The organism is Methylomonas montana, assembly GCF_030490285.1.
Classification (GTDB): domain Bacteria; phylum Pseudomonadota; class Gammaproteobacteria; order Methylococcales; family Methylomonadaceae; genus Methylomonas; species Methylomonas montana.
In genome coordinates, this window is the sequence record NZ_CP129884.1 from 2649936 (window position 1) to 2663241 (window position 13306).

Below are 13306 nucleotides of genomic sequence, written 5' to 3' on the forward strand. Positions count from 1 at the left end.
AAACGCGCAGGGTGCGGGGCATCACAAACCTGCGGCTAAGGTAGGGAGCCAGCCGTACAAGCGGCAGTAGGTTTACCCCACCCAAACCCGCGCATTTCTAAACATCCGCAGCCAGGCCCCGTCTTCCGACCAATCGGCAGGATGCCAGGAGTTTTGCACGGCGCGGAAGCAGCGCTCGGGATGCGGCATCATGATGGTAAATCGGCCGTCGGTGGTGGTTAGGCCGGTGATGCCTAACGGCGAACCATTGGGGTTGGCCGGGAAGGCTTCTGTCTGGTTGCCGTAGTTATCGATATAACTCAACGCGACTGGCGCTATTGACGGTTCTTGAACGCCGAATTCGGCCCTGCCTTCGCCATGCGCGACCACGACCGGCAGCATCGAGCCAGTCATGCCTTGAAAGAAAATCGACGGCGACTCCTGCACCTTGACCATCGCCACCCGCGCCTCGAATTGTTCAGACAGGTTGCGTTTGAACTGCGGCCAATATTCGGCGCCGGGAATGATGTCTTTCAGGCCGGACATCATCTGACAGCCGTTACATACGCCCAAGCCAAAGGTGTCGGGGCGATTAAAGAAGGCCGCGAATTCGTCGCGGGCTTTGGCATTGAACAGGATGGACTTTGCCCAGCCGCCGCCGGCGCCCAATACGTCGCCGTAAGAAAATCCGCCGCAAGCCACCAGTCCGGTGAATTCGGTCAACGAAACTCGGCCGCTGATGATGTCGGTCATGTGCACGTCGATGGCCGCGAAACCGGCCCTATCGAAAGCCGCCGCCATCTCGACGTGGCCGTTGACGCCCTGCTCGCGCAGAATGGCAACCTTAGGTTTTTCTCCATTCGCAAAGCACGCGGTAATGTCGTCGTTGATGTCGTAAGTCAACACAGCGGACAAGCCTGGATCGCTGTCGTCGGCGATGCGCTCGAACTGCTGGCCGGCGCAATCGGGATTGTCGCGCAGCGCCTGCATCCTAAAGCTGACTTCCGACCAGGTTTGCTGCAATTCGGCCCGGTTGGCACGGTAGATTTCATTGCCGTTTTGGACGATACGCAGCTGTTGACCCGAAACCACCGTGCCTACCACGTGCGTAAACTCGTCAAGACCGGCCTGATCCAGCAACCGTGCGACATGATCCAGTTCGGATTTTTTTACTTGCAGCACCGCGCCCAATTCCTCGTTAAACAAGGCCGCCAATACATCATTACCGAGCTCGGAAATATCCAGCTCGACGCCCTTGCGACTCGCAAGCAGCATTTCGGTCACCGTCGCCAGCAAGCCGCCGTCGGCGCGGTCGTGATAAGCCAAAACCAAGCCTTGTTCATTCAGAGACTGGATGGTATCGAAGAAACGCTTGAACAGACCGGCATCGTCCAGATCGGGCGCCTGATTGCCAAGCTGGTTGTAAACTTGGGCCAGCACCGAGCCACCGAGACGGTTTTTGCCCTGCCCCAGATCGATCAACAGCAATACGCTGTCTTCGCCCTTGAGTTCCGGGGTCAGCGTATTGCGCACATCCTGCACCGGCGCGAAGGCGGTGATGATTAACGACAGAGGCGAAGTCATGGTCTTCTCTCCGCTAGAGTCTTTCCAAACGCTTTTCATCGACAAGGAATCCTTGCCGACCGGAATCGCTATGCCCAGCTCGGGACACAGCTCCATACCCACCGCCTTGACGGTATCGAACAAGACCGCATCTTCGCCGGGACTGCCGCAAGCCGCCATCCAGTTAGCCGACAATTTCACATCGCCCAGTTTGCCGATGCGCGCCGCCGCCAGATTAGTCAAGGCTTCGCCTATCGCCATGCGACCGGAAGCCGGGCCGTCGATCAGCGCCAGCGGGGTGCGTTCGCCCATCGCCATAGCTTCGCCGGTATAGGCATAAAAACCGGATGCGGTCACCGCGACATCGGCGACCGGCACCTGCCACGGGCCGACCATCTGGTCTCGCGCTACCAGACCGGTCACCGAACGGTCGCCGATGTGAATCAAGAAACTCTTGTCGGCCACGGCAGGGAATGCCAACACCCGTTTCACCGCTTCGGCCAGTTCGACGGAATCCAGCTTCAGTGCCGGCAAATCCTTGGTTAAACGCTGGACGTTTCTATGCATTTTCGGCGGCTTGCCGAACAGCACCGACATCGGCAGGTCGACCGGGTGAGCGCCGACGCGCATGGATGTGCTAGTGTCGCAAGAAGCAGGATGCTGGGAGCGACCCAGCCATTCGTCGCTCAGGGTCAGATGTTCTTCATCCGTAGCGTAGCCGATCACCGCATACAAACAATGTTCGCGCTTGCAGAAGGATTCGAACAGTTCCAGCGATTCGGGCTTGATCGCCACCACATAGCGTTCCTGAGCTTCGTTGCACCAGATCTGCATCGGCGACATGCCCTTGTCGGCGTTTTGCACCTTGCGCAGTTCGAAACGGCCGCCGCGGTCGCAGTCGTGAATGATTTCCGGCACCGCGTTGGACAGGCCGCCGGCGCCGATGTCGTGGATGGAAATAATCGGCGTGTTGTCGGCCAGCGAGTTGCAGTGATTGATGACTTCCTGGCAACGGCGCTCCATTTCCGGGTTCTCGCGCTGCACCGAAGCAAAATCCAGTTCCGCCGCGCTTTCGCCGGAGGTTTGCGAGGATGCCGCGCCGCCGCCCAAACCGATCAACATCGCCGGGCCGCCGAGAATGACGATCAGAGAACCAGCTGGAATAGGATGCTTGTCAACCAGCATCGGCCGGATATTGCCCATGCCACCGGCTATCATGATCGGTTTGTGGTAGCCGCGATATTGGTTGGGCTCGCCCGTTTCCGAGGGTTGCTCGAAGCTGCGGAAATAACCGGCGATGTTGGGCCGGCCGAATTCGTTGTTGAACGCCGCCCCACCGATTGGGCCTTCCAGCATGATGTCCAAAGCGGAAACGATACGCTCCGGTTTGCCATAGTCGGCTTCCCAGGGCTGTTCGAAACCGGGGATTTTCAGATGCGAAACGCTGAAACCGGTCAAGCCGGCCTTGGTCGCCGAACCGCGACCGGTGGCGCCTTCGTCGCGAATCTCGCCGCCGGAACCCGTCGCCGCGCCGGGATGCGGAGAAATCGCGGTCGGATGATTGTGGGTTTCCACCTTCATCAGCAGGTGCGCCTGCTCTTCGACATAGCCGTAGGCATAGTTATTAGCCGCATCGCGGATGAATACCTGCGCAGTCGGGCCTTCCAAAACAGAAGAGTTGTCGCTATACGCCGACAACACGCCTTGCGGATTCAGGGTGTGGGTGTTGCGTATCATCGCGAACAGCGACTTAGCCTGGTCTTCGCCATCTATGGTCCAGCTGGCGTTGAAGATTTTATGCCGGCAGTGTTCGGAATTGGCCTGGGCGAACATCATCAGCTCGACGTCGGTCGGATTGCGGCCCAAATTAATAAAACTATCGGTCAGATAATCGATTTCGTCCGCCGACAAGGCCAGACCCAATTCGGTATTGGCTCTGACCAAGGCATCCCTGCCCTGCTCGATGATGGCCACGCTTTGCAGCGGCTTGGGCTCGTGTTCGGCAAACAAATCCAGCTCGGTTTCGTTATAAACGACCTGCTGTATCATTCGGTCGTGCAGCAAACCAGCCAGTTGGTGTTTGACAGCATCGCTCAACTCAGTAGCACTAGCAAAGGTATAGGATATGCCACGCTCGATACGTTTCACGGTGGATAACCCACAGCGTTCGGCAATTTCCGAGGCCTTGCTGGACCAGGGCGAAATAGTGCCCAAACGAGGAACGACCCACAGCGATACGGAGGATTGGGCTGCTGGCAATTCGCTACTATTTTCTAGCGTTAGTGTATTTTCGATATTTTCGTGACTATACCCGTAATCCAGCAAACGTTGCAGCATCGCCTGCTGCTCGCCGTTCAATTCGCCGTCTAGCTGGACGAAATGCTGAAACCGAGCGCTGACGGCGGTAATGCCGCTATCGACGGCTTGCAGTTCGCCGAGTAATTTTTCGAGACGGAAACGGGAAAGTGCGGAAGTTCCGGAAATGGTCAACATGGGCTGTGTTTGGGTCGATTTTTAAAGCTGGATAGAGAAAACCGCAGCACGGTCAGCTCCGGCATTCATAATGCAATTTGAGGTAAAACCTGAATTGTTGCAGCAATGGCTACTTACCTATGGCGCTTTGGATTGATCGGCGGCACTTTCCGGATTATCGTTCGTGCTCGTCGGTAAATCCTGGTTAATGCCTTCGGTTATTAATCTGAGCAAGGAGGTGGCGGCGGCGTTGGAAATGGTTTGGCCTTCGCTATTTTGCACGGTCACTTCGGTGAGTTGCGCATCGAGTTCCTGCAAGCTCACCCGGTATTCTTGTTCCTGGCTAGGATCGTCGCCAAACAAAAAAGTTACTTCATCCCAAATGGAACCATCCTCCGGCTTAATCGCTTCCGGATCGTATTTGACAAAGAAATAGCCTTTGTCCAGATTGCGTTCGACCACTTCCAGCTTTTGCCGGCTCAGTGCTTTACCCACCAACCACCAGGCCTGCTTGACGGATTGGTCGATTTGCAAGCTACTGACGCCGCTGGCGCCGGTGGTTTGTACGCCATGACCTGGACTGGCAGCAGCTTCCAGCGGCTCCGCTTCCGATTTGCTGGTAACGGGCTCGACAACCTCGGCCGCCTTGGCCGTCGCAGAGGCTTGCGGAATAGGCGCGGCATTAGCGGCAGTCGCTTCCGGCCGGCTCGGGAAAGTCTTGGCTTTCAGATCCTCGGGTACGATCAACTCCGGGATTTCGGTCGTAAATTGATAGTCTCTTTCCTTATCCGGGAACCAACTCTTGATGGTGCTACAGGCCGAAGCATTGAGCAACAGCAAACCGATAACCGCTAAACGGCCGCAGGGGCATTTTTTCATAGTTATACGACGCCGGCCTGATGCATCGCTGCGCGCACGGCATCGAAACAGTCTTCGGTTAGCCAGGTCAACGGCAGACGAATGCCCTTGCCCATCAAGCCCATTTCGGCGACGGCCCATTTAACCGGAATCGGATTGGATTGGATAAACAAGCTACCATGCAAACCGGTCAGTTTGGCATCGATCGCCTCGGCGCTGGCGCGATCGCCGCTCATCGCCGCCGCCAGCATGTCGTGAACCAGTTTAGGGGCGACGTTACCGGTCACAGTGATACTGCCGTTGCCACCCATCAGACAAAATTCGCAACTGGTGGCATCGTCGCCGGTATACAGCGCAAAATCGTCGCCGGTTAAATCCCGGATTTGTTTGACCCGCTCCAGCTTGCCAGTGGCTTCTTTCACGCCGACAATATTCTTAATTTTCGCCAGGCGGCCCACGGTTTCCGGCAACAGATCGCACGCGGTGCGGCCTGGCACGTTATACAGAATTTGCGGAATGTCAACCGCTTCGGCAATGGCTTTGTAATGCAGATACAAACCTTCCTGGGTCGGTTTGTTGTAGTAAGGCGTGACCAGCAAACAGGCATCCGCGCCGGCTTGCTTGGCTTTTTGCGTCAGATGAATCGCCTCCCGAGTGCAATTGGCGCCGGTGCCGGCAATCACCGGGATCCGGCCGGCCACGCATTCGACGATGAACTTGATCACCGCGCAATGTTCGTCTTCGTCGAGAGTCGCCGATTCGCCAGTGGTACCGACCGCGACCAGCGCATCGGTGCCTTGCTCAATATGAAATTCGACCAGCCGTTTTAAACTGGCTTCATCCACCGCGCCGTCTTCCGTCATTGGGGTTACCAGCGCAACGATACTACCTTGAATCATGCAAATCTCTCGTTCGGGTGATATAAAACCCGGCCATTATATCAAGCTAACCCTGAAAACTCAGCCTGTTATATTTAGTCGGGTCGTTAGAAATCGGTCCAGCGCATTGGCGAAATTTTGCACGTCTTTCGCCGCCATGGCCGCCGCGCCGCCGGACATTAAGCCGTTATCGCGCAGTCCTGCCATGAAATCGCGCATCGCCAATTTTTCGCCGATATTCTCGGTGCTGTATATTTCGCCGCGCGGATTGATCGCAAAGCCTTGCTTAGCGATCACTTTAGCGGCCAGCGGAATATCGCCGGTAATCGCCAGATCGCCGGCCTGCAGATGCTCGACGATATAATCGTCGGCCACATCGAAGCCGCCATTAACCCTAATCGCTTTGATATATCGGGAAGACGGCGTCGCCAGCGAGTGATTAGCAACCAGCAACAAATGGATTTGTCTTTTTTGCGCCGCGCGAAACAATACGGTCTTGATCAAATTGGGGCAGGCGTCCCCATCCACCCAAATGGTCGGCGTCATGTATCGCCCAACTTGGCGGTCGATTTAGCGACGGGCTTGACACGAATAAACCAGCCGTAATACAGCGCAAACGCCACCAGAAACACCAGATATCCCGACCATAAAATATCGGACAGGAAGTGTCCGCCCGAGGTCATCCGGGTAAATCCCAAGGTCCACCCCAATACCAGCGTCAGTAAGAAGTAAACCAGCTTGTGATTCTGCGACAGAAAATACAGCACAAAAAACGTATAGCCGACTGAACAATGACCGCAGACGAAAGACTTATCCGGGGTATGACCCAATTTACCGGGCGGCACATAGGTGTGCTCACCGCCGAATTGGGTGACATGCACCGGACGCGGCCGCCCCCAATGATCCTTGACCACCAGATTAACCACCAAGCCCGGCCCCAAGGCAATCACCAATAAGATATACAATGCGCGCCGCCGAAAGCGCTGGGTGTAAGCATTAAAATGACTCAGCACATAAACTGCTAGTGCAATCAAGCCGGACCACACCGTAAACGGAAAGGCGTAGTCGTATAGCAATTGCCACGGCCACCAATGTTGAAACGGCCAGACATCGCCGAAACTTTCCGGCCGGTAAAACAGCTCGGCCAGCCGTAAATCCAGATCGGTCGACCAAAATACCAGCGTCGTTAGCAACGCTAATGACGACACCGCCAGCAACTCCCAGTGGGCGCGCTTAATTTTCCGATGGGGCATATGCATCCTTGTCCAGTGTTTGCCTGGTGGGTTCCGGCCAAAACTTCAAGTTTTCGCCTAAATATAGATAATACGGCGCGTTAGGGTTACTCGGGTTGGGGATTTGCGCCAGAAACCGAAAATTTTGAAACGCCGCTTTCAATTCCGTGGGCAAACTTTCCTCGCTGGATTGACCAATCACAAAGCCGTTTTTGCCGACAAATTCCAGCGGCCCCGGCCACACTTCATATTGCGAGCCTACCTGCCCGCTCTGCTCGAAACGATACACTTTCGGATGATCGGGTAGATAAAAAGCCAATTGACTAGCCAAATAACGATGCCCCAAGGCTACCACAAAGGTGTTCTCCGGGTCAGGCAAACTGATCAGACGTTCGAAATGAATATTCACCGCCAACTCCTGCCAGCTTTTGAAGCGCTTGGTCGGATCGAAAGCGGTATGCTGCAAATTTAAAGCTTGTATCACAATCGGCAACACATAGGTCATCGCCACCATTGTGTAACCCAGTAATAAGCCGAATTTCAGGGATTTTTTCCAGGCACCGGCCAACCAATTGCCGGCCAATAAAATCAAGCCGCTAAAATAAAACGGCATCGGCCAATTGCCCTGAGCTTTTTGCAGAAAACTTAAAAGCAAAACACCCAGTAGCAAGGCCGGCCCCATCAACAGTAAAAACCGTTGCTCCGCCGACAAGCGTTTAAAATTAAAGGCAGCCCGCAAACCGCTCGTTACCACCAGCACAAATATCACTGGCGACACCAGCAAAATCTGATAGAGCAGAAAATCCCTGGCCCACTGTAAATGCTTCGCCAAATCGACCGGTTCATGATTGCCGAAGTGGCTTTTACTGTGCCCGAACATCACCCAGTCATGCTGCAGATTCCACCACACGATTGGCACGGCCGCGACGACAATCGGCAGCAAATATAACCAAAATTGAGTTTTCAACAGGTGGCGCCGCTGACTATCCTGCAACAGAAACACCAGCAACATTAAAGGCAAAATCAGCGCCGATTGTTTGCTGAGCAGCGCCGCCGCGCTAGCCAAACCGGCCCAGAGCCAGGCGCGCTGGTCAGCATCGAACAGCGCTCGCCGCAAGTAATAAATACTCATCATCCAGAAGCAGTACAGCGGCGGATCGATGGTCATCAGGAAGTTGGCCAACACATTGATCGGCGTCGCCAATACCAGCAATAAGGCCATCGCACCACCACGCGCCCCGTAAAATGCCCGCGCCGTAGCGTGAAAAAACCAAAGAAACACCGTGCCTAGCAGCAGCGCCGGCAGACGCACCGTGAAGGTATGGTCGCCCAATAACCAGGTGAAAGCGCCGATCAACCAGGCCACCATCGGCGGCTTGCTGTAATAACACCAATCGGGTTGCCGCGACCAATCCCAGTAATAGCTCTCGTCGCCGATCAAATCAAAACCGTTGATCAGCAAAAATCCACCGCGCACGAACAGAATCGCCAGCAATAGCGCCAAGCTGTGATCAGCTATCCAACCTAACAATTTCTCAGACATAGGCGTCTACTCCCATTTCTCCAGATAATGCAACAGCAATTGCAGGCTGCGTTGGCCGCGAAACTCGTTGATATCCAGTTTATAAGCCGCGTTGATTTTCCGGCAACCCAGCCAACTTTCCGGATGATCGACGAAAAAAGCAATGGCATCCAGCAACTGGCCGCTAAACGGCAAGCGCAATACCATCTTCAAATGTTGTTGACCGACGATCCGGCATTGAATGACATCGAACACGCCGTTGAATACCGGCTCAGGAAAGGCTTGCCCCCATACCGCCGATTGCTGGAGGATTTCGGCAAACGCCAGCGTCATATGCCGGTCGTCCAGTTCGCCGTCGGAATAGACCTTCTGCTCCAGATCGACCTGCGACAGCTTATCGGCCACCGTCTCGGCAAACGCCAACGCAAAATGCGGATAATCGTGCAATTTGATCGTCAATCCGGCCGCCATTGCGTGGCCGCCGAATTTGCTCAAAATCTGCGGATGCTTGGCGGCGATTTCGCTGAGTACGTCACGGATATGCACGCCATTGATAGAACGCGCCGAACCCTTGATGTCGCCGTTGTCGGTGGGCGCGAAAGCAATTACCGGCCGGTGCAACCTATCCTTGATCCGCGAAGCCAGGATACCGATCACACCTTGATGCCAATTGCCATCGTACAGACACACGCCGGCCGGCACGTGCTTTTCGTCCAGCGCTTTCATTTCCGCCAGCAAGGCCATCGCTTCGGTCTTCATCTGGCCTTCGACTTCTTTTCTGTCCTGATTCAAGGCATGCAACTGCTCGGCAATGTCTTTGGCTAATCCGGCGTCTTCGGTCAGCAGGCATTGGATGCCCAAGGACATATCGTCCATCCGCCCGGCTGCGTTCAGGCGCGGCGCGATGCTAAAGCCCAGATCGGTGGCGTGTATAACGTTTAACTGTTTGCCGGCCACCTCTGCCAAGGCCTTGATGCCGGGCTGGCATTGGCCGGAGCGTATCCGCAGCAAACCTTGATGCACTAAAATCCGGTTGACTTGGTCCAGCGCCACCACATCGGCCACGGTGCCCAGCGCCACATAATCCAGCAAGCGCGCCAGATTCGGCTCCGGAAGTTGTTGTTTTTCGAACCAATGCAATTCGCGTAAGCGTATCCGCAATGCCATCAGGATGTAAAACATCACGCCCACGCCGGCGATATGCCGGCTGGGAAACTTATCGTCGGGCAGATTGGGATTGACGATCGCATCGGCATCCGGCAATTCCGACCCAGGCAAATGATGGTCGGTGATCAACACTTTGATGCCGGCGGCCTTGGCGACGCTGACGCCGTCGATACTGGAAATGCCGTTATCGACCGTGACGATGATATCCGGGCTTTGCCGCTTCACCAGTTCGACGATTTCCGGCGTCAGGCCGTAGCCATACTCGAAACGATTGGGCACCACGAAATCCACTGTTTTCGCCCCGAGCAAGGCCAGGCCTTTCAAAGCCAGCGCGCAGCTGGTAGCGCCGTCGGCATCGAAATCGGCGACCACGGTAATTTTTTGCTGCTGTTTGATCGCCAAGACCAAATGCTCGACCATTTCCTTCATGCCGGTCAACAACCAGGGCGACGGCAAGCTGGCCAGACTGCGATCCAGTTCCTCGGCATGCTGTATGCCTCGGCTGTTGAAAATCCGTTGCAACACCAGGTCCATCTCGCCGAAATGCGGATTTTTGATCAGCTCGGGCCGAGGTACGATGGCTTTTTTAACGCTTTGCAGATACATATCAGCTCAAACTCACTCACCGGCAAGCCGCCGCACACCTTGCATAAAGACCTGAAAACTACGCGAGCAGTTTCGGGTTTCAACCAGAGTTTGCGACATCGCACGGGCCGCGCCGACTTTCTGAAAGCCAGGAACGATCCGCGCCAGCTCATGCGATGGCTTTTGCCATTGATCTGGATCAGCAATACGTTTGCGCAACTTAATGTTATCCAGTTTGGGATTGGCAAAAGCCTCTCCCAAAGCCTGTAAATCGCCGAGATACCAACTCTCCAGCTCTTGGCACACCAGACGAATTAGGGTTTCCGGTCGCCCGCAAACTTGGCACAGCGCTACATACCGAGCTTTCAAATCCACGCAGTTCAAATTATCGTTATCTCTGACAATCACGAAACGATCTCCGGGAATCTGCCATGCCTTCAGCTTACGCGGAATGCTGGCATCCAGGTCACTCTTGCCTTGATGAGGGATACATTTGAAATGTTGCTCGACAATCCAACCAGGAAACAAACGCGGCAATAGGCCGTCAAGTAAAGCCTTCATGGAAGGCTCTTCCAGTAAAAAAATCAATCGTCCCTGCATCAATTCAAGCCTTCGAACAGACCCTGTTTCCACAAGTAACCCGGCAAATCTCCCGCCTCGAACAGTGCTAGCAGATTCGACGAGTCACTGGCCTTGGTGAAGTCTGAGAAGCCGCTGGCTTTACGCAAACAGTAAATTTCATTCAAATACAGCGCGTTCAAAAAATCCGGTGAATGCGAAGAAATAAAGACCTGTCCGCCTCTCCGGGCGTAGTCGCGAAACTCTTCTGCCAATTCCGGCAACAACTCCGGGTAAAGCTGGTTCTCCGGTTCTTCCACAGCCAGTAACGGGTAGGGATTCGGATCGTTCAACAGCACTAAATAGGCAAACATTTTGATCGTGCCGTCAGACACATGGCGGGCGATGAACGGATCTTTAAAGCTGCCGTCCTGGAAACGCAATACCAAGCGCCCATCTTCGGTTTGCTTAGGCTCAACCAACGTCACCCCCGGTACGCGCTGCTGCATGGACTGCATGACACGATTGAAACGATCTTTATGATGTTCGAATAAATAGCTGGCAACGAGTGGCAAATTGTCGCCGCGAGTCGACAGGTGTTCGGCAAAGCCATCTTCCTGACTGGGCCTGGCATCCGAAACGTGGAAGTCGGAAATATGCCAATTTTCTATCATCAAACGGAAGGCACTGGCCGCCTTAAAGCGCTCGAATTGCCCCAAGCCCTTAATTGCCAAAATATCGACGGCATCCAACTCCTGCTCTTCGCGAATCAATGCCTCATCAGTCTTGGAAAAATCTTCTTCGTTGCTAATGGCGTATCCTTTGCCGTAAGCGAAATCGAGAAAATGAAAAGGTTTACCGCTCGCGCCGCGTTTATAACGCAAAATTTCCCTGACGATCACGGGCCGACCAGAGGCATCGGGTTCAAATTTCAACGCATAGGTCACCAAACGTTCATAACCGCTAATTTGCAGGCGAAATTGCAACGTTAACTCTATGGGTTCCCTGGCAAATCCACGACTGGCCAGTTCCTTATAACCGCCTCGTTTCGCCACCGCCTTGCCGACATTCATGGCTAGGGCATCTTTCAGAAATGAAAATACATCGAACAATGTCGACTTACCTGTTCCGTTTGCCCCCACCAGCACACATAAGCGCGGTATATCCTGCAATTTAGCATGCCGGAACAGCCGGTAATTCTTGATCTCGATTGATTCAATATGCATCCAGAATCTCCAGCGTGGTATCTGTTATTAGTGCACACTCGGTCGCAAAAGCCTCCACTAACTTTGGTGTCGACTTATTCCTGCCAAGGTGGTTTCGGTAAAGGGTTGGATAGGCAAACTAAAAAGCCGACATAATGCCGGCTTTCGTCAAGCACCTAAAACGAGAAATTCACATATTGTCCAATATCGCCTTTTTCACCGCATCCAGCGTGGCGTCTATGGTCACCGGGTGATTATCCTTGCATTGGCTAATCGCGATATCCGGGTCCTTGATGCCGTTGCCGGTCAGCGTGCAGACGATTTTACTGCCTTCCGGAATTTTACCGTTAGCGATGTCATGCAAGGCGCCAGCCAGCGAGGTGGCGGAAGCCGGTTCGCAGAAAATACCTTCGAATTGCGACAGCATTTTTTGCGCCGCCAAAATCTGCTCATCGGCAAATGCGGCAAACCAGCCGCCGGATTCTTTCTGCGCGTTCCAGGCCAAATCCCAGGATTGCGGATGGCCGATGCGTATCGCGGTGGCCACGGTTTCCGGATGATCGACCATCGCCCCGCCGACAAACGGCGCCGCGCCGGCGGCTTGATAGCCGCACATTACCGGGCGTTTATTGGTAACGGCTTTATGAGTTTCGCTATCGGTCGAGTATTCCTTGTAACCTTTCCAGTAAGCGCTGATATTGCCGGCATTGCCGACTGGCAAGCAGTGGAAATCGGGCGCATCGCCCAGCGCATCGACGATTTCGAAAGCCGCGGTTTTTTGGCCTTCCAATCGAAACGGATTGATCGAATTAACGATGGTCACCGGGGCATGGTCGGTAATTTTCTTGACGATGTCCATGCCGGCGTCGAAATTACCGTTAATCTGAATAATCTGCGCGCCATACATCAAGGTTTGCGCCAATTTGCCCAACGCGATCTTGCCTTCCGGAATCAATACGAAGGCTTTAATGCCGGCCCGCACCGCATAAGCGGCGGCAGCGGCGGAAGTATTACCGGTGGACGCACAAATGATGGCCTGACTGCCCTCTTCCACGGCTTTGGTGACAGCCATGGTCATGCCACGATCTTTAAACGAACCGGTCGGATTCAAGCCTTCGAATTTCACGTATATATCGACATCCTTGCCGATCAATCTGGGGATATTTTGCAGTTGGATCAGCGGGGTGTTGCCCTCGCAAAGACTGATCAGCCGGGTGGCGGCGGAGACCGGCAAGCGGTCGCGGTAACGTTCGATGATGCCTGTGTAGCGTGTTTGGTTTGCCATTG

10 protein-coding genes are annotated in these 13306 nt (G+C 54.5%); all 10 read right to left on the bottom strand.

The features are described 5' to 3' along the window. Nucleotides 1–72: 72 nt before the first annotated feature. On the bottom strand, nucleotides 73–4035 hold the full coding sequence (gene purL / locus QZJ86_RS12295; protein ID WP_301670713.1) for a phosphoribosylformylglycinamidine synthase: 3963 nt from the start codon (nucleotides 4033–4035) through the stop codon (nucleotides 73–75). 117 nt (nucleotides 4036–4152) lie between these two features. Beyond that, nucleotides 4153–4893 (bottom strand): outer membrane protein assembly factor BamC, encoded by a 741-nt coding sequence (bamC, locus tag QZJ86_RS12300; RefSeq protein WP_301670714.1) that lies wholly within the window; start codon nucleotides 4891–4893, stop codon nucleotides 4153–4155. 2 nt (nucleotides 4894–4895) lie between these two features. After that, the gene (gene dapA / locus QZJ86_RS12305; RefSeq protein ID WP_301670715.1) at nucleotides 4896–5771 is read right to left on the bottom strand and encodes a 4-hydroxy-tetrahydrodipicolinate synthase; all 876 of its coding nucleotides are present in this window, start codon (nucleotides 5769–5771) and stop codon (nucleotides 4896–4898) included. 60 nt (nucleotides 5772–5831) lie between these two features. Next, nucleotides 5832–6296, bottom strand: a complete 465-nt coding sequence (locus QZJ86_RS12310; protein ID WP_301670716.1) for a YaiI/YqxD family protein — start codon at nucleotides 6294–6296, stop codon at nucleotides 5832–5834. Further along, nucleotides 6293–7003: a phosphatase PAP2 family protein gene (locus QZJ86_RS12315; RefSeq protein ID WP_301670717.1), complete on the bottom strand. Its 711-nt coding sequence runs from the start codon at nucleotides 7001–7003 to the stop codon at nucleotides 6293–6295. Before QZJ86_RS12315 ends, QZJ86_RS12310 begins: the two co-directional genes overlap by 4 nt. Continuing rightward, nucleotides 6984–8525 carry an ArnT family glycosyltransferase gene (locus QZJ86_RS12320; RefSeq protein WP_301670718.1) on the bottom strand — a complete coding sequence of 514 codons (1542 nt, stop codon included), beginning with the start codon at nucleotides 8523–8525 and terminating at the stop codon, nucleotides 6984–6986. The genes QZJ86_RS12315 and QZJ86_RS12320 overlap by 20 nt, the downstream gene beginning before the upstream one ends. Before the next feature lie 6 nt (nucleotides 8526–8531). Further along, nucleotides 8532–10277, bottom strand: coding sequence for a single-stranded-DNA-specific exonuclease RecJ (recJ, locus tag QZJ86_RS12325; RefSeq protein ID WP_301670719.1), 1746 nt, complete (start codon nucleotides 10275–10277; stop codon nucleotides 8532–8534). A gap of 12 nt (nucleotides 10278–10289) precedes the next feature. Beyond that, nucleotides 10290–10817: a DUF4276 family protein gene (locus QZJ86_RS12330; RefSeq protein WP_301670720.1), complete on the bottom strand. Its 528-nt coding sequence runs from the start codon at nucleotides 10815–10817 to the stop codon at nucleotides 10290–10292. A gap of 38 nt (nucleotides 10818–10855) precedes the next feature. After that, entirely contained in the window at nucleotides 10856–12040 is a 1185-nt protein-coding gene (locus tag QZJ86_RS12335; protein WP_301670721.1) for an AAA family ATPase, read from the bottom strand. Between the two features lie 169 nt (nucleotides 12041–12209). Further along, nucleotides 12210–13304, bottom strand: coding sequence for a threonine synthase (gene thrC / locus QZJ86_RS12340; RefSeq protein WP_301670722.1), 1095 nt, complete (start codon nucleotides 13302–13304; stop codon nucleotides 12210–12212). Between the last annotated feature and the right edge of the window lie 2 nt (nucleotides 13305–13306).